The following is a 17,337-nucleotide window of genomic DNA, read 5'->3' as shown; positions in this document are numbered from 1 at the left end:
CCGGTGTGTTTCCGTGATGGAAGGCCCTGGGTGAGCGGAAGAGTTGTATTGAATCGTTACACCAGGGAGCCCGAGGGTAGAAGTGCCCAGAAACCCTGCGTTTCGTGAGGGTTGGCGTGGCTACAATGGGTCGATTGTATTCATGCCGGCCCTGAAAACGTGAAAGCTTCCCGTACCTGGATGTGTCTGATTTGTGGATGGATCTACGACGAGGCGGCAGGCCTGCCTGAAGAGGGCATCGCCCCGGGCACGGCCTGGGAAGACGTCCCGATGAACTGGGTCTGCCCGGAGTGCGGCGCCCGCAAGGATGATTTCGAGATGGTGCAGATTTGAAGCGCCGCGCGGGTGCCTGTGCGGCCATGCCCGCCGCCTGCGCCATGAGCACCATCAGGCCCGCACGTCGTGCGGTTGCGACACCGGCTGAGATTTGCTGGAGGATTTCGTGAGCGATATGGGATCTGACGCAGGGGATCGCGTGCCCGCCAGGGTGCTGGTCATCGATGACAGCAACACCATCCGGCGCAGCGCCGAGATTTTCCTGAAGCAGGGGGGCTACGAGGTATTGCTGGCCGAGGATGGCTTCGATGCCTTGTCCAAGGTGAACGATCACCTGCCCGACATCATCTTCTGCGACATCCTGATGCCGCGCCTCGATGGCTACCAGACCTGCGCCATCATCAAGCGAAACCCCAAATTCGCCGCCACGCCCGTGATCATGCTGTCGTCCAAGGACGGGCTGTTCGACAAGGCGCGTGGCCGCATGGTGGGCTCCCAGGATTACCTGACCAAGCCTTTCACCAAGGACCAGCTGCTGCAGGCGGTCGCCTCGCACGCTGTCCGTGCGCCGAGCGAATCGCCGGGCACCTGAGCGCCCAGAAATCCCCAAGGATGTGAACATGCCGATTCAGAAGATTTTGTTGGTCGACGATTCCAAGACCGAACTGCACGTGCTGTCCGAGCTGCTGACCAAGCGCGGCTACCAGGTGCGCACCGCCGAGAACGGCGAAGACGCCCTCAAGCGCTTGCAGGAAGAGCGGCCCGAGCTGATCCTGATGGACGTGGTGATGCCGGGCCAGAACGGTTTCCAGCTGACGCGCGCCATCACGCGCGATCCGGCCTACGCCGACATCCCCGTCATCATCTGCTCCAGCAAGAACCAGGAGACCGACCGCGTGTGGGGCCTGCGCCAGGGCGCCAAGGACTACGTCGTCAAGCCGGTCAATCCTGAAGAACTGCTGTCCAAGATCAAAGCCTTCGGCTGAGCGCCGCGCCACGGGAGGGGCATCGACGACATGGCCAACAAGGAAGCACTCAGAGAGTTGCAGCAACGCCTGGCGGAGCGCCTGCGGCTGGCGCGCGAGAGCGCGCCCACCCGCAGCTGGCTGGCGGTCGAATCCGGTGGACACGGCTTTTTGCTGCCGCTGGAGCAGGCCGGCGAAATCTTCTCGCTGGTGGGGCTGCAGGCCGTGCCGCACAGCCATGCCTGGTTCCTGGGCGTGGCCAACCTGCGCGGCCAGTTGCATGGTGTGATCGACCTGGGCGCTTTCATCGGGCTGCCTGCGCGCGCGGCGACGCTGCGCGATGTGGCCAGCAAGGATGCCGGCCGGCTGGTGGCCTTCAGTGCCTCGCTGCAGCTGAACTCGGCGCTGCTCATCGACCGCCTGCTGGGCCTGCGGCGCCCCCAGGACATGAGCGAAGCCCCGGCCACCACCGGCGCACGCCCGCACTTCATCACGGCCGAACTGGCCGACGCCCAGGGACGTCCCTGGTACGAACTCAATCTCGCCGCACTGGCCTCGGACGAGGCCTTCCTGAAGGTGGCGGCCTGACAGGCCTTTGGGCCGGCCGCACCTGCAGGATCTGAAGAATCACTGGAGCACCTAGCAATGAGCTTTCTGAGCCGTATCAAGGACCTGGGCAAGTCGCGCGATGAAGACGAAGTCCAGCCCGAAGCCCTGGTGGCGGAAGGCCTGGTCACGGCCGATGGCGCCCAGACGGTGGACACGCAGAGCTCGCATTCCGGGCTGCCCACCTCGGCGCAAGAGGAATCCATCATCTCCGAGGCGGCGCCCTCCGAGTTCCCGGCCGATTACCACGACACGCGCCTGCGCCCGGAGCTCGACCTGAGCGACCAGCTCCCGCCCGAGCCCAAGACCAACCTGCCATTGATCGGCAACCTGGGCCTGGAGCGCCAGCAGCGCCTGCTGGTGGGCGGTGTGATCCTGGGTGTGATCGGCCTGGTGGCCAGCGCCATCTTTGCAGTGAACGCCGCCGACCGCCGTGCCACGCAGGCCGGCGCCACCGGCCAGGCCCTGATGCAGTCGCAGCGCCTGGCCAAGTCGGTGTCGCAGGCCCTGGTGGGCCGGGCCCAGTCTTTCGATGAAGTGGCCGACTCGGCCAAGGTGCTGGCCGCCAATGTGCGCGGCCTGACGCAGGGCGACGCTGCGCTCGGCATCGCCCAGGCGCCGGCCGGTGTGCAGAGCGTGCTGCAGCCCCTGCTGCCCTTCGTGGACCGCGCCGAGAAGAACGCCGGCTTCGTGCTCAAGCAGAAGGACGTGCTGACCAAGGTGAGCACCTCGCTGCGCGAGGTCAACGGCCATTCGTCCGACCTGCTGGACCTGGCCGAAGGCATCGCGACCACCAAGATCGAGCGCGGCGGTGTGTCGCCGGCCGAGCTTCAGGCCCTGAACCAGCTGGTCATGCTGACTCAGCGGATCGGCAAGTCGGCCAACGAGTTCCTGACCGTGGAAGGCGTGTCCACCGAGGCCGTGTTCCTGCTGGGCAAGGACTTGAACGCCTTCAAGGAACTGGCCGAAGGCCTGACCAATGGCAACCAGGAACTGCGCCTGCCCGGCACGCGCGATCCTGAGGTACGCGAACAGCTCGAAGCGCTGCTCAAGCTGTTCGAAGAGATGCGCACCCAGTCCAGCTACATCCTGGGCTCGCTGCAAGGCCTGGTGGCTGCGCGTGACGCGCAGGTCAGCATCGTCGACGACAGCGAACCGCTGCGCAAGGGCCTGGAACAAGCCCAGAAGCAACTCGCCGAAGGCGCCGGCATCGGCGGCGTCAACGTGGCCTTGCTGCTGGTGTTCCTGGCGCTGGCCGGTGCCGCGGGTTATGGGCTGGTCAACGTGTACCTGGCCGAGCAGCGCCACCGTGCGCAGGTCGCCGAGTTCCAGCGTCAGCAGGCCGAGCGCCAGGAGCACGAGGCCAAGCGCGTGAACGACGCCAACCAGGCGGCCATTCTGCGCTTGATGAACGAGCTGCAGATGGTGGCTGAAGGCGACTTGACGCAGCAAGCGACGGTGACGGAAGACATCACCGGCGCCATCGCTGACTCGGTGAACTTCACGGTGGAAGAGCTGCGAACCCTGGTGGCGCAGGTGCAGGGCACGGTGTCGCGGGTGTCGGACACCACAGGGCAGGTGGAAGCCACCTCGACCGAGCTGCTGGCCGCCTCTGACGAACAGCTGCGCGAGATCCGCGAAACCGGTGAGTCGGTGCTGAACATGGCGGGCCGAATCAACGAGGTGTCGGCCCAGGCCCAGCACTCCGCCGAAGTGGCGCGCCAGTCGCTGAGCGCGGCTGATTCGGGCCTCAAGGCCGTGCAGGATGCCATCGGCGGCATGAACACCATCCGCGAGCAGATCCAGGAAACCTCCAAGCGCATCAAGCGGCTGGGCGAATCCTCACAAGAGATCGGCGAAATCACCGAGCTGATCTCCGACATTACAGAGCAGACCAACGTGCTGGCGCTGAACGCCGCCATCCAGGCGGCCTCGGCTGGCGATGCCGGGCGCGGCTTCTCGGTGGTGGCCGAAGAAGTGCAGCGGCTGGCTGAACGCTCGGGCGACGCGACCAAGCAGATCGCGGCGCTGGTGCGCACCATTCAGACCGACACGCAGGATGCGGTGGGCGCCATGGAGCGCTCCACGCAGAAGGTGGTCGAGGGGGCGCGGCTGTCCGATGCGGCCGGTACGGCGCTGAACGACATCGACCGCGTGTCACGCCAGCTGGCCGAGCTGATTCAAGAGATCTCCTCACAAGCGCTGCGTGAAGCCGAATCGGCCAACGTGGTGGTGGCCAATATCCAGCACATTTTCGCGGTGACCGAGCAGACCGGTGACGGCACCCGCTCCACCGCGCAACTGGTGCGCGAGCTGTCCAAGACCGCCGACGAACTGCAGCAGTCGGTGGCCCGTTTCAAGATCGCCTGAGCCCCGCGGCCCGAGCGCATCAACGCCGATAGACGAACCCTTCGATGGACGACCTGATGGACAGCCCGCAAGCCACGCCCATGTCGGACGACCTCAGTGCCCTCGCATGGGTGCACGAGGAAGTGCGCAAGTCCCTGGAGGCGGCCCACAAGGCGCTGCACCGTTGCCTGAAAGAGGCCGAAGCCACGGGCTTCTCCGATGTGGATGCGCTGGACCCGGCCATCCTGCGGTCGGCGCGCCAGCAGATCCACCAGGGCGTGGGTGCGCTGGAGCTGGCCGGCCTGCCGGCCGGTGCCCTGCTGCTGCGCGCCAGCGAAGCGCTGGTGCAGCGCTTCGTGGCAAGGCCGCAGTCGCTCAACGAAGAGGCCATCAAGGCCATCGAGGCCGCGTCCTTCGCCCTGCTCGACCTGATGCGCCGCCGCCTGGCTGGCAAGCCGGTGTCCGCGCTGGCGCTGTTTCCTCAGTACGAAGCCCTGATGGAACAATCGGGCTCCGAGCTGGCTCGCCCCTCCGACCTGTGGGTACAGGAGTGGCCTCCCGTGTCGCTGGACGTGCCTCTGGCTGCCCCGGCAGACGCGGTGCCGCGCCGCGTCGACGACCAGGCCGTGGCCGAGTTCGAGACCACGCTGCTGCAACTGCTCAAGGGCGCGCCGGTGGCGCAGGCCCAGCGGCTGGTGGATCTGTGCGGCCAGTTGGCTGCCGACGCCCAGGCTCGCCAGGCCCACCGCGAGGCCGCCACATGGGTGCTGGCCTGTGGTTTCCTGGAGGCCCTGGCGGGCGCGCGCCTGCCACTGAGCCTGCACGTCAAGCGCGTGCTGTCGGCCCTGCTGAGCCAGTTGCGCAACCTGGTGCGCCAGCCCGGCATGCCGTCCGACCGCCTGGCCCATGAGCTGCTGTTCTTCTGTGCCCAGGCCGAGCCTGAGCCCGGTGCAGATGCCGGTGCGTCGTCCGGCACGGGCGTGCTCGACCGGCTGCGCGAGGCCTTCCGCCTGCGCAGCCACCAGCAGGTCGATCTGGTTCAATCGGCCCTGGGTCGATTCGATCCCGCCTGGGTGGGGCAGGCCGCCAAGCGTGTCGTGTCCGCCAAGGACGCCTGGTCGTCGGTGGCCGGTGGCGAACTGCTGCGCCTCAATGGTTTGCGCGAGCCCTTTGCGCTGGTGGCCGATTCGATCCGCCGGCTCTACCCCGATGGCGATGCGCTGGGGCAGGCCTTGCTGGAGGCCGTGGACGCGACGGTCGCCTCGGGCGCTGCGCCTGGTGCAGCCCTGGCCATGGAAGTGGCCACGAGCCTGCTGTACCTGGAGGCTTCGCTGGACGAAGCCGAGTTCGAACACCCCGCCGAACGCGAGCGTGTCCAGCGGTTGGCCCAGCGCCTTCAAGCCGTGTCTGCCGGCCAGCCGCCCGAGCCGCTCGAGCCCTGGATGGAAGGCCTGTACCGTCAGGTGTCCGACCGCCAGACCATCGGCAGCGTGGTGCAGGAGCTGCGCTCTTCGCTGGGCGAATGCGAAAAGCGCATCGACCAGTTCTTCCGCGACCACGAGCACGTGACGCCCCTGGTCGAGGTGCCTTCGCAGCTGCAGTCCATGAAGGGCGTGCTGGCCGTGCTGGGCCTGGATGCTGCGGCGCACGCGGTCTCGCGCATGCGCGCCGATGTCGAAGCGCTGCTGGCCCCGGGGGCCGATCTGCTGCAGGCGGCGAACAGCGGCGTGCACGACCGGCTGGCGTCCAACCTGGGGGCTGTGGGCTTCCTGGTGGACATGCTGGCCGTGCAGCCTGGCCTGGCCAAGCACCTGTTCGTCTTCAACGCCGACACGGGCCTGCTCTCGCCCATCATGGGCCGCGCCCCGCAGCCCCAGCCCGACATCGACCCCATCGAGGTGATGGCGCGTCCGGCGGAACAAGTCGAGCGTGTGCACTCGCAGGAGGTCGCAGAAACGCTGGCCGAATCCGTGGTGCGTGCCGATGTGCCGCTGGCCGACCTGTCCGACGAACTGCAGCACCTGGCGGACACGCCCCTGGTGCAGGACCAGCCTTCGCTGGCTGCCAGCCTGGCCAACGCCCAGGCCGCGCTTGACCGTGCGGCCGCCACCGACGACCAGGTCGAGCAGCAGCAGGCCCGTGACGAGGCCGTGGCCGCGCTGAACGATTTCGTGCAATCCGTGACCGAGCCGGTGGGCGTCGACACGCCGATCGACGTCTTGCCAGAGCCCTTGCCGCAGGCGCCGCTGGTGCCCGAGAGGCCCGCGGCCCCGGAGGCGACCGGCCTGGAAGAAGACGATGAGATGCGCGACATCTTCATCGAAGAAGCGCGCGAGGTGATCGGCGATGCCCGCACGGCCGTGGCCGGCCTGTCTCGCACACCCGACGACGTGGGACTGCTGACCACGGTGCGCCGCGCCTTCCACACGCTCAAGGGCAGCTCGCGCATGGTCGGGCTGGGTGATTTCGGCGAGGCCGCCTGGGCCTACGAACAGCTCTACAACACCTGGCTTGCATCGCAGGTGCCTGCCAGTGATGAACTGATGGGCCTGAGCATCGAGGCGCTGACGCACCTGGAGCGCTGGGTGGATGCCATCACCGCCCGGCAGGACCGCGGCTGGTCGCCCGCTGGCTTGGTGCGCGCCGCCGAGGCCCTGCGCCAGGACGGCCGCCGCGAGACCATCGTGGCCCCCGATGTGCCTTCGGTCGCTGAGGCTGCGTTGCCTGCCGACGCGCCCGCTGACCTGCCGGCCGAGTTGCCCGAGCCCGTTGAGCTCGTGCTGCCAGAGCACGCGGAGCCGCTCGTCGAACTGCCCGAGTTGCCTCCCGAGATCGAGCTGATCGAAGTCTCGCTGGTGGACGACGACGCCGTGGCGCGTGAAGCCGAGGCGCAGGCCCTGGCTGCGACCGCGGCCGCCAACGACACGCCGCCCCTGACGGACACGGTGGCCGATGTGTTCTCGCCGCCCGAGGTCGAACCGCCGGCCCATGCGGGCGATCCGGTGGAGGCACCGCCTCTGCTGGAGGAGGCAGTGGACCGCCTGGTCCTCAACCTCCGTGAAGATGAGGCCTCACGCGATGCGGTCTCTGAAACCACGCCTGCGGAGCAGACGCCAGCCTTCGAGGACACCGCGCCGCCCGTGTTCTCCGACACGCTGACGTACGAAGAGGGGCCGCCTCTGGATGTCGCCCTGCCTGAGGCCTTGTCCGACGAGCCCCTGCCGACCGACCAGATCGAGATGATCGACATCGGTGAGGCCATCGAGATGCCGGCCGATCCTGCCGACACCGCGGATGTCACCGGTGGCCTGGACCTTGCCGAGCCGGACTTCGCCCTCGATCTGCCCGATGAGCCCGCTGCGGAAACCATCAGCCTCGACCTTTCCGAGCCTGAGCCAGCGCTTGACACGGCGCCAGAACCGCTGGTTGAAGGCGGGCTCAGCGACGATGAACAGGTCAAGGTGATCGGCCCCTTGCGCATCAGCATCCCGCTGTTCAACATCTACCTCAACGAGGCCGATGAACAGTCGCGCCGCCTGAGCATGCAGCTGGGAGAGTGGGCGCTCGAGTGGCACCACCGCTCGATCGGCGACGAGACCATCGCCCTGGCGCACTCGCTGGCCGGCAACTCCGGCACGGTGGGCTACACCGAGTTGTCGCGCCTGGCGCGGGCGCTGGAGCATGCCCTGGCGCGCTCCCAAAGTTCCGGCCGCGGCGACGAAGCCTCGGCCACCCTGTTCAGCGACGCGGCCGAAGAAATCCGGCGCCTGCTGCACCAGTTCGCCGCTGGCTTCCTGAAGTCACCGCCCGAGGATCTGCTGCAGCGCCTCGAGCACTACGAGCCGTCCGAGGCCCTGCGCGCCGACGTGGCCAACCGCCAGCACCTGCGCCTGGTGCGCACCGATGGCGACGAGGCCCTGGACGTGGACGCGGCTGACGCGGGCGAGCCGGCCTTGTCTGACGATCCTGCCGAGCCCCCGTTCGAGCAGGCACCTGAGGTGCAGGCACCGGACGAGCCTGTGCCGCAGGCGTCCGTGCCGCCCGATGACGCCCAGTCCGAGGTCGTGGATGTCCCGTTGGACAGCCTGCCCCAGCAGACCGTGTCGCTGGGCCTGCCGGAAATCAAGCCCTTCGAGCCCCTGCCCGAAGAGCCCGCCAGCGAGCACCTGGTGCGCGCCGTCGGAACCGACGTCGACCTCGGCCCCGATGCAGACATTGAGTCGGTGGACGCCATCGACGCCGATCTCTTTCCGATCTTCGAAGAAGAAGCGCTCGAGTTGCTGCCGCAACTCGCCGGCGACATGCGCCAGTGGGTCCAGCATCCCGAGCGGCAAGACCTGGCCACCGCCTGCATGCGCACGCTGCACACCTTCAAGGGTGGGGCACGTCTGGCGGGTGCCATGCGCCTGGGCGAACTGGCCCACCGAATGGAGTCGGCCATCGAGCGGCTCATCGCCGGTGACCAAGCCGACCCCGCTGATCTGGAAGCCCTGCAGGCCCGCAGCGACGTGCTGGCCGAGGTGTTCGAATCACTGCAGCGCCGAGACCTGAGCGTTCAGCAGGACCTGGCCCAGTTGCCGGCTTCGCTGGTGGCGCCGGGCACGGGCGACATGGCGCCGGCCTACGATGGGCTGGTGCGTGACGCTGGCGACAGCGCATTGGCCGACCTGCCGTCCGCCCAGGTGGGCCCGGCCTCGACTCAAGCGCAGGATGGCCAGGCCTTGAGCGCGGTGCCCATCGACTGGTCCAGCGTGCGCACCGACTTCCAGCCGGGGGCCCAGGCCGGTGCCGATGCGGTCGCGGCCTCCAGCATTGCTGCCGTGCGTGTGCGTCCCCGCCTGCTCGACCGCCTGGTCAACCATGCCGGCGAGGTCAGCATTGCGCGCACCCGCCTGTCGGCGCAGATGCAGCAGATGCGCGGCTCGGTCGGCGACCTGACCGAGAACCTCGATCGCCTGCGCCAGCAACTGCGAGACATCGAACTGCAGGCCGAGACACAGCTCAGCACCCGCATGGAGGCCGCCCGTGCCTCCCAGCAGAACTTCGATCCGCTGGAGTTCGACCGCTACACGCGCTTCCAGGAGCTCACCCGCATGATGGCCGAGTCGGTGAACGACGTGGCCACCGTGCAGCGCGGCCTGGTGCGCAACCTCGAATCGGCCGAAGACCAGTTGGCCGCCCAGTCCCGCCTGACGCGCGATCTGCAGGACGACCTGCTGCGCACGCGCATGGTCGAGTTTGAAGGCCTGTCCGACCGCCTGTACCGTGTGGTGCGCCAGGCCGCCAAGGAGACCGGCAAGCAGGTGCGCCTGGACCTGGTGGGTGGCCATACCGAGGTCGATCGTGGCGTGCTGGATCGCATGGCCGGCGCGTTCGAGCACCTGCTGCGCAACAGCGTCACGCACGGCATTGAAGCCCCCGCCTCGCGCCAGGCCCAGGGCAAGGAGCCCATGGGCACCATCATCGTGGCCGTGCACCAGGAAGGCAACGAGGTGGCCATCGAGTTCCGTGACGATGGCGCCGGCCTGGATCTGGAACGCATCCGCCGCAAGGCCGAGGCACAGCAACTGCTGGTCCCTGGCGCCGAGGCGTCCGAGGCCGATCTGGCCCAGCTGATCTTCACCCCCGGCTTCTCCACGGCCGAGTCCGTCACCGAACTGGCGGGCCGCGGCATCGGCATGGACGTGGTCCGTGCCGAGGTCAACGCCATGGGTGGCCGCATCGAGACGGCCACGGCAGCCGGGCAGGGCACCAGCTTCAAGCTGATCCTGCCGCTGACCACCGCCGTGACCAAGGTGGTGATGGTGCGCTGCGGTGACCTGGTGGTCTCCATCCCGACCAACCTGGTCGAGCTGGTGCGCCGCGCGCGCGCCGAAGAAATCGAACATGCCTACGCCAGCGGCACCTTGCCCTACGCCGACCTGACGCTGCCGTTCTTCTGGTTCGGGGCCTTGCTGCAGCACAGCCCGCGAGGCCTCGCCGAGGGGCGTTCGCTGCCTGTGGTGGTGGTGCGCTCGGCGCAGCAACGCGTAGCCCTGCACGTCGATGAAGTGCTGGGCAACCAGGACGTGGTCGTCAAGAACCTGGGCCCACAGCTCTCGCGGGTGCCCGGCCTGGCCGGCATGACCCTGCTGGCCTCCGGGGCCGTGGCCCTGATCTACAACCCCGTGGCCCTGGCCACGGTGTACGGCGCGCAGGCGCAGACCTGGTCCCGCCAGGCGCGCGTGGCGGAGGCCGGTGCGCCTGCCGATCAGGTCGATGCTGCGCGCAGCCCTGCCGCGCTGGAGGCGCCCGCCGCACCACTGGTGCTGGTGGTGGACGATTCCCTCACCGTGCGTCGTGTTACTCAGCGTCTGTTGACGCGTGAGGGCTACCGCGTCACGCTGGCCAAAGACGGCCTGGAGGCCCTGGAGAAGATGGCCGAGGAAATCCCGCTGGTCGTCTTGTCCGACATCGAGATGCCGCGGATGGACGGCTTCGACCTGGCCCGGAATCTGCGTGGCGATGAACGCTGGAAGAACGTGCCGATCGTGATGATTACGTCACGGATCGCCCAGAAACATCGCGATTACGCAGCCGAGCTGGGTGTGAACCATTACCTGGGCAAGCCGTACAGTGAGGAAGAATTGGTGAGCCTGGTGGCGCGTTACACCCATGCGGCCTTGTCGCAGCAAGACGCCGAAGGCTGAACAGCAATCCATGGATGCCTAGAGCGCAGGGCAGCCCTGGGCCCTGATGGAGTGGTATGAACGGCGCGATAGAGCATCTGGTCTCCCTGACCGCGTTGCGTGACCGCGAGCAACTCGACCTGTCCCTGGCGCAAGCCCTGGGATCGATGATGCAGGCGCGTTCTGCTGGCGTCTACCGGGTCGTGCTGGACAAGGCATCGGTGGCGCGGTGGCTGTCCTGTGGGTTGTCTCGCCCCGACACCTTGCTGGCAGCCGATCCCAGCTGGATCGATCCGGACGAACTGCCCGAGCTGGATACCTTTCCGCTGCGCCAGGAGGCGCTGGAGCTGCAGGCCGTCCTTCAGGTGTCCACCCAGCCGCCCCAGCTCGACGGCTGGCTGACCTTGCTGCCTCTGATGGGCGACTCACACCAGCCCGGCGTCATCGAAATCGAGACGGCGCAGGCGCTCACGCCCGCGGAGATCCGCCAGATCGAGACCCTGCTGAAGGTGTTTGACAACTTCCAGCGCCTGCTCGATTCCAGCCAGCGTGATGCGCTCACCGGCCTGCTCAACCGCCAGACCTTCGACACCACCTTCATGGCCGCCTCGCTGCCGCGCACGGTGGGCATCTCCGAAGAGCACGAAGACCGCCGCCGCCTGGTGGGCGACACCTGGTGGCTGGGCGTGATCGACATCGACCACTTCAAGCAGGTCAACGACCGCTTTGGCCACCTGATCGGCGACGAGGTGCTGGTGCTGGTGGCGCGCATCATGCGCCAGACCTTCCGCCACTATGACCGCCTGTTTCGTTTCGGGGGCGAAGAGTTCGTGGTGATGCTGCGCTGCACCGAAGGCGAGGGCGCCATGGCCGCATTCGAGCGCATGCGGCACAACATGGCGCACTACGCGTTTCCACAGGTGGGGCAGGTGACCATCAGCATCGGCGTGACGCAGGTGCTGGGCTCGGACACGCCCAGCGCGGCTTTCTCACGCGCCGACGACGCCGTCTACGAGGCCAAGCGCCAGGGCCGCAACCGCGTGCTCAACCACGAGGCGCTGGTGGCGCAAGGCGCGGTGGAAGAGACGCGCCACGAAGGGGATGTCGAGCTGTTCTGAGCTTGCCTACGTCGGGGTCTTGACCACGGCATAGCGTTCGAGCGTCTGCGCGCGTGCCTCGTCGTGGGCCACGATGGGCTTGGGGTAGTCGCGCCCCAGCACGAAGCCCTCGGGCAGTTCGGCCGGCCTGGCCTGCCATGGCGCGTGCAGTGCGCGGTCGGGCAGGGCGGCCAGTTCGGGCACGTAGCGGCGGATGAACTTGCCTTGGGTGTCGAATTTCTCGCTCTGGCTCACCGGGTTGAAGATGCGGAAGTAGGGCTGTGCATCGCAGCCAGTGGAGGCCGCCCACTGCCAGCCTCCGTTGTTGGCCGCCAGGTCAAAGTCCAGCAACTGTTCTGCGAAATAGGCCTCGCCACGCCGCCAGTCGATGCCCAGATCCTTCACCAGGAAGCTGGCCACCACCATGCGCAGCCGGTTGTGCATGTAGCCGGTCTGGTTGATCTGGCGCATGGCCGCATCCACCAGCGGGTAGCCGGTGCGGCCTTCGCACCAGGCCTTGAAATCGGCCTCTGCTTCCTTGCCGCGGCGCCATTTGATGCGGTCGTACTCACGCTTGTAGGCATGGCCGACCACATGGGGGTGGTGGAACAGCACCTGGTGGTAGAAATCCCGCCAGATCAGTTCCGACAGCCACACCTGGGCCCCGCGCGAGCCCTTCTGGGCGTGCTCCCAGGCCAGGCCGGCCAGGTGGCGGATGCTCACGGTGCCGAAGCGCAGGTGGGTCGAGAGGTAGCTCGGGCCTTTCACGCCGGGGAAGTCGCGGGTCTTGTCGTAGCGGTCCAGCCGGGGCAGGAAATCATCCAGCAGGGCCTCGGCCCCGCTCATGCCGGCCGGCACCTTCAGCTCGCCGCAGGGCTCGAACCCGATGTCCTGCAGGGCGGGCACGCGGGGTGATGCAGCCACCTTGGCCGGGATGGCCGCCAGATGCTCGGCGTGGCGTGACACGGGGTAGGGCTTCACGTAGAACGGATCCAGCTTGCGCAGCCAGGCGTTCTTGTAAGGAGTGAAGACGCCATAAGGCGTGTCGTTGCCGGTCAGCACCTCGTTGCGTTCGAAGATCACGCAATCCTTGGTGGTGTACAGGGCCGCGCCCAGGTCGCTCAGCTTGCCCCGCACGGCGGCATCGCGGGCCAGGGCCGCCGGGTCGTCGTCGTGGTTGGCGTACACCGCCTGCACGCCCAGCTCGGCGGCCAGGCGCGGCAGCTCCTTGAGCGCGCTGCCGTGGCGCACGATCAGCCCGGCACCGTGCTTGAGGCCGCCCAGGGCGGTGTCCAGCTCGGCCAGGCTGTCCAGGATGAAGGGCACGCGCCGGTCCTGGCGGGGCAGGGCGTCCAGGATGTCGGTGTCCAGCACGAAGGCGCACCACACCCGGCGGGCGTTTTTCAGGGCGTGGTACAGCGCCGCGTGGTCCGTGTGCCGCAGATCCCGGCGAAACCAAACCAGGGCGGCGTCGATCTGTTCACTCATCGTGTTCCATCGTCAGCGGAGGGGATCGCGCAGGACTTAAAATCCCGCTCATGTCCGACAGCCCCCCGATCAACCTCACCAACCAGTTCCTGATTGCCATGCCGGGGATGACCGATGGCAATTTCGCAGGCGCGGTGGTGTACATGTGCGAGCATACCGAACGCGGAGCGCTGGGGTTGATCATCAACCGGCCCATCGAGATCGGCGTGCAGCAGCTCTTTGAAAAGGTCGATCTGGTGCTCGAGCGCGACGACCTGCTGTCCACCCCCGTCTACCTGGGCGGCCCGGTGCAGACCGAGCGCGGCTTCGTGCTGCACGAGCAGCTCGACGAAGAAGGCGGCCACTACAGCTCCACCCTCAAGATCGACGGGGGCCTGGAGATGACCACCTCGCGCGATGTGCTGGAAGCCATGGCCAATGGTGCCGGCCCGCGCAAGGTGCTGATCACCCTGGGCTATGCCGGCTGGAGCGCTGGCCAGCTCGAAGAAGAGCTCAGCCGCAACGGCTGGCTCAGCGTGGCGGCCGACCGCGCCATCATCTTCGACACACCCGTGGAAGAGCGTTACGACCGTGCCTTGTCCCTGCTGGGCATCGACAGGGGTTTCCTGTCGTCCGAGGCGGGTCACGCATGACCAGTACTTTCCTGGCCTTCGACTACGGCCTCAAGCGCGTGGGCGTGGCCTGCGGCAATGGCCTGATGCGCCAGGCCCAGGCGCTGCGCACCATCGCGGCCGAGGGCGATGCGCGCTTCAACCAGATCAAGAAGCTGATCGACGAGTGGCGCCCCGACGCGCTGGTGGTGGGCGTGCCCTTCCACCCCGATGGCGCCGAGCACGAGATCACGCAGCGCGCACGGCGCTTCGCCCGCCAGCTCAACGGCCGCTTCCACCTGCCCGTGCACGAGGTCGACGAGCGCTACTCCAGCGTCGAGGCCGAGCGCGATGACCCGGATGACCTGGATTCGGCCTCGGCCGCCATCATCCTGCAACAGTATTTCGACGAGACTGCCGTGCGCACCGCCGCTTCCCCATCACCTTCATCGGAGGATCCCGCCCCATGAGCACCTCCCAGCCCTCGCTGCGGCTCGACGCCGAACAGTTGTATGACGTCCTGCTCAAGGGCGTGCGCAAGTTCCTGGACCCGGACACGGCGCTGGTCGGCGTGTGGTCCGGCGGTGCCTGGCTGGCCGAGCGGCTCAGCAAGGACCTCGGCCGCACCGAGGCCCACGGCACCATCTCGTCGGCCCTGCACCGCGACGATTTCAGCCGCCGCGGCATGGCCGTCTCGCGTGATGCCACCCAGCTGCCTTTCGAGATCGAGGGCCGCCACATCCTGCTGATCGACGACGTGCTCTACACCGGCCGCACCACGCGCGCCGTGATCAACGAGCTGTTCGATTTTGGCCGCCCGGCCAGCGTCACGCTGGTGGTGCTGGTCGACCGCGGCGGGCGCGAGCTGCCCATCGAGCCGGTCTTCTCGGCCGCGCGCATCACCCTGCCGGCCGAAGAGCGCGTGTCCCTCGGGCGCGACGACACCGGCCAGTTCACATTCCAATTCGAGAGGGTTTGATGCAACGACGCAACCCCCAGCTCAACAAGAACGGCGAGCTGATCCACCTGCTGAGCACCGAGGGCCTGCCCCGCGACGTGATCCACCAGATCCTGGACACGGCCGGCACCTTCGTCAGCGTCAACGACCGCGAGGTCAAGAAGATCCCGCTGCTGCGCGGCAAGAGCGTGTTCAACCTGTTCTTCGAGAACAGCACGCGCACGCGCACCACCTTCGAGATCGCGGCCAAGCGCCTGTCCGCCGACGTGATCAACCTGGACATCGCGCGCTCGTCGGCCTCCAAGGGCGAAAGCCTGCTGGACACCATCGCCAACCTCAGCGCGATGCACGCCGACATGTTCGTGGTGCGCCACGCCGAATCGGGTGCGCCCTACCTGATCGCCCAGCACGTGGCGCCGCATGTGCACGTCGTCAATGCCGGTGATGGCCGCCATGCGCATCCCACGCAGGCCCTGCTGGACATGTTCACCATCCGGCACTACAAGAAGGATTTCAGCAACCTGACCGTGGCCATCGTGGGCGACATCGTGCATTCGCGCGTGGCCCGCTCCAACATCCACGCGCTGACCACCCTGGGCGTGCCCGAGGTGCGCGTGGTCGGCCCGCGCACCCTGGTGCCCGGCGACCTGCGCGAGATGGGCGTGCGCGTGTGCCACGACATGGCCGAAGGCATCCGCGACGCCGACGTGATCATCATGCTGCGCCTGCAGAACGAGCGCATGTCCGGCGGCATGCTGCCCAGCGCCGGCGAGTTCTTCAAGGAGTTCGGCCTCACGCCCGAGAAGCTGGCGCTGGCCAAGCCCGACGCCATCGTCATGCACCCCGGCCCCATCAACCGCGGCGTCGAGATCGACTCGGCCGTGGCCGATGGCAAGCAGAGCGTGATCCTGCCGCAGGTCACCTTCGGCATCGCCGTGCGCATGGCGGTCATGTCCATCATCTCGGGTAACGACGCATGAAAGTCCTGATCAAGAACGGTCGCCTGATCGACCCCGTCAGCGGCCTGGACACCCTCGGTGACCTGGCCCTGGCCACCGGCCGCATCGTCAGCATCGGCCAGGTCAATGCCGATTTCGACGCCGACCGCGTGATCGATGCCACCGGCTGCATCGTCGCCCCCGGCCTGGTGGACCTGGCCGTGCGCCTGCGCGAGCCGGGCCATGAGCACGAAGGCATGCTGGAATCCGAACTGGCCGCGGCCGCCGCGGGCGGTGTGACCAGCGTGGTCTGCCTGCCCGACACCGACCCCACGCTGGATGAGCCAGGCCTGGTCGAGATGCTCAAGCTGCGTGCCCGCAAGCTCAGCCGATGCCGCCTGTTTCCGCTGGGCGCGCTCACGCGCGGCCTCAAGGGTGAAACGCTCACCGAGATGGCCGAACTGCACGAGGCCGGTTGCGTGGGGTACTCGCAGGCCGAGGTGCCCGTGCGTGATACCCAGGTGCTGCAACGCGCGCTGCAGTACGCTGCCACCTTCGGCTACACCGTGTGGCTGCGCCCGCAGGATGCCTGGCTGGGCAAGGGCGTGGCCGCCAGCGGCCCCATCGCCACGCGCCTGGGCCTGTCGGGCGTGCCCGTGGCCGCCGAGACCATCGCCCTGCACACCATCATCGAGCTGGTGCGTGTCACCGGTGCGCGCGTGCACCTGTGCCGCCTGTCCAGCGCCGCCGGCGTCGACATCGTGCGCCGCGCCAAGGCCGAGGGCCTGCCCATCACCGCCGACGTGAGCATCAATTCCCTGATGCTGACCGACATGGACATCGGCTTCTTCAACCCGGCCATGCGCGTGGTGCCGCCGCTGCGCCAGGGCCGCGACCGCGATGCCCTGCAGGCCGCGCTCAAGGACGGCACGCTCGATGCCCTCGTCTCCGACCACACCCCGGTGAGCGAAGACGAGAAGATGCTGCCCTTCGGCGAGGCCGAGCCCGGCGCCACCGGCCTGGAACTGCTGCTCAGCCTGGCGCTCAAGGGCGCGGGGCTGGAGGCCGGGCCCGCCGCCTCGCTCGACGGCAAGCGTCTGGCCGCGGCCCTGGCCACCGTCACCAGCGGCCCGGTCAAGGTGCTGGGCGAGGCCATCGGCTCGCTGGCCTCCAGCGCCGGCCGCCTGGTGCAGGGCGGTGTGGCCGATGTCTGCGTGTTCGACCCGGCCGTGAGCTGGAAGGTCGAGGGCAGCGAACTGGTCAGCCAGGGTTGCCACACGCCTTTCGCGTACGAGTCCACCGGCTTTGAGCTGCCAGGTCGTGTGCGTGCCACCCTCGTGGCAGGGCAGTTGGCCCACGAGGCACCGCAGTCTGTACAGGCCTGAGCCTGTCCGTCCGTCGT

General features: G+C 67.9%; 13 protein-coding genes. 12 read left to right on the top strand and 1 reads right to left on the bottom strand.

Annotated elements, in window-relative coordinates; all coding sequences use genetic code 11:
• Positions 1-180 precede the first annotated feature (180 nt).
• The 7 genes from EIP75_RS06780 (at position 181) to EIP75_RS06750 (ending at position 11,982) form a co-directional block, all read left to right on the top strand.
• Positions 181-333 carry a rubredoxin gene (locus EIP75_RS06780; RefSeq protein WP_125242575.1) on the top strand — a complete coding sequence of 51 codons (153 nt, stop codon included), beginning with the start codon at positions 181-183 and terminating at the stop codon, positions 331-333.
• Positions 334-451: 118 nt separating this feature from the next.
• Complete coding sequence (locus tag EIP75_RS06775) at positions 452-868, top strand: response regulator (RefSeq protein WP_125242574.1); 417 nt, start codon at positions 452-454, stop codon at positions 866-868.
• 28 nt (positions 869-896) lie between these two features.
• Positions 897-1,262, top strand: coding sequence for a response regulator (locus EIP75_RS06770; RefSeq protein WP_125242472.1), 366 nt, complete (start codon positions 897-899; stop codon positions 1,260-1,262).
• Positions 1,263-1,292: 30 nt separating this feature from the next.
• The gene (locus EIP75_RS06765) at positions 1,293-1,829 is read left to right on the top strand and encodes a chemotaxis protein CheW (protein ID WP_125242471.1); all 537 of its coding nucleotides are present in this window, start codon (positions 1,293-1,295) and stop codon (positions 1,827-1,829) included.
• A 57-nt stretch (positions 1,830-1,886) separates the two neighbouring features.
• On the top strand, positions 1,887-4,217 hold the full coding sequence (locus EIP75_RS06760; RefSeq protein ID WP_125242470.1) for a methyl-accepting chemotaxis protein: 2,331 nt from the start codon (positions 1,887-1,889) through the stop codon (positions 4,215-4,217).
• A gap of 56 nt (positions 4,218-4,273) precedes the next feature.
• On the top strand, positions 4,274-10,885 hold the full coding sequence (locus EIP75_RS06755) for a hybrid sensor histidine kinase/response regulator (RefSeq protein WP_125242469.1): 6,612 nt from the start codon (positions 4,274-4,276) through the stop codon (positions 10,883-10,885).
• A gap of 56 nt (positions 10,886-10,941) precedes the next feature.
• Positions 10,942-11,982, top strand: a complete 1,041-nt coding sequence (locus tag EIP75_RS06750) for a GGDEF domain-containing protein (protein WP_125242468.1) — start codon at positions 10,942-10,944, stop codon at positions 11,980-11,982.
• A gap of 6 nt (positions 11,983-11,988) precedes the next feature.
• Here the strand turns inward: EIP75_RS06750 and EIP75_RS06745 are convergent, their stop codons facing one another.
• On the bottom strand, positions 11,989-13,449 hold the full coding sequence (locus tag EIP75_RS06745; RefSeq protein WP_125242467.1) for a cryptochrome/photolyase family protein: 1,461 nt from the start codon (positions 13,447-13,449) through the stop codon (positions 11,989-11,991).
• A gap of 50 nt (positions 13,450-13,499) precedes the next feature.
• Here EIP75_RS06745 and EIP75_RS06740 point away from each other — a divergent pair, with 50 nt between their 5' ends.
• Genes EIP75_RS06740 through EIP75_RS06720 form a run of 5 tightly spaced genes read left to right on the top strand, consistent with a single transcriptional unit; the run spans position 13,500 to position 17,320 of the window.
• Positions 13,500-14,081, top strand: coding sequence for a YqgE/AlgH family protein (locus EIP75_RS06740; protein WP_125242466.1), 582 nt, complete (start codon positions 13,500-13,502; stop codon positions 14,079-14,081).
• Entirely contained in the window at positions 14,078-14,509 is a 432-nt protein-coding gene (gene ruvX / locus EIP75_RS06735; RefSeq protein WP_125242465.1) for a Holliday junction resolvase RuvX, read from the top strand. The genes EIP75_RS06740 and ruvX overlap by 4 nt, the downstream gene beginning before the upstream one ends.
• Positions 14,506-15,018 carry a bifunctional pyr operon transcriptional regulator/uracil phosphoribosyltransferase PyrR gene (pyrR, locus tag EIP75_RS06730; protein WP_125242464.1) on the top strand — a complete coding sequence of 171 codons (513 nt, stop codon included), beginning with the start codon at positions 14,506-14,508 and terminating at the stop codon, positions 15,016-15,018. The genes ruvX and pyrR overlap by 4 nt, the downstream gene beginning before the upstream one ends.
• Positions 15,015-15,977 carry an aspartate carbamoyltransferase catalytic subunit gene (locus EIP75_RS06725; protein WP_125242463.1) on the top strand — a complete coding sequence of 321 codons (963 nt, stop codon included), beginning with the start codon at positions 15,015-15,017 and terminating at the stop codon, positions 15,975-15,977. Before pyrR ends, EIP75_RS06725 begins: the two co-directional genes overlap by 4 nt.
• The gene (locus tag EIP75_RS06720) at positions 15,974-17,320 is read left to right on the top strand and encodes a dihydroorotase (protein WP_125242462.1); all 1,347 of its coding nucleotides are present in this window, start codon (positions 15,974-15,976) and stop codon (positions 17,318-17,320) included. Before EIP75_RS06725 ends, EIP75_RS06720 begins: the two co-directional genes overlap by 4 nt.
• The last annotated feature ends 17 nt before the right edge of the window (positions 17,321-17,337 follow it).

It is taken from the genome of Aquabacterium soli, from assembly GCF_003933735.1.
Classification (GTDB): Bacteria; Pseudomonadota; Gammaproteobacteria; order Burkholderiales; family Burkholderiaceae_C; genus Aquabacterium; species Aquabacterium soli.
This window is presented reverse-complemented; position numbering and strand designations above follow the sequence as displayed.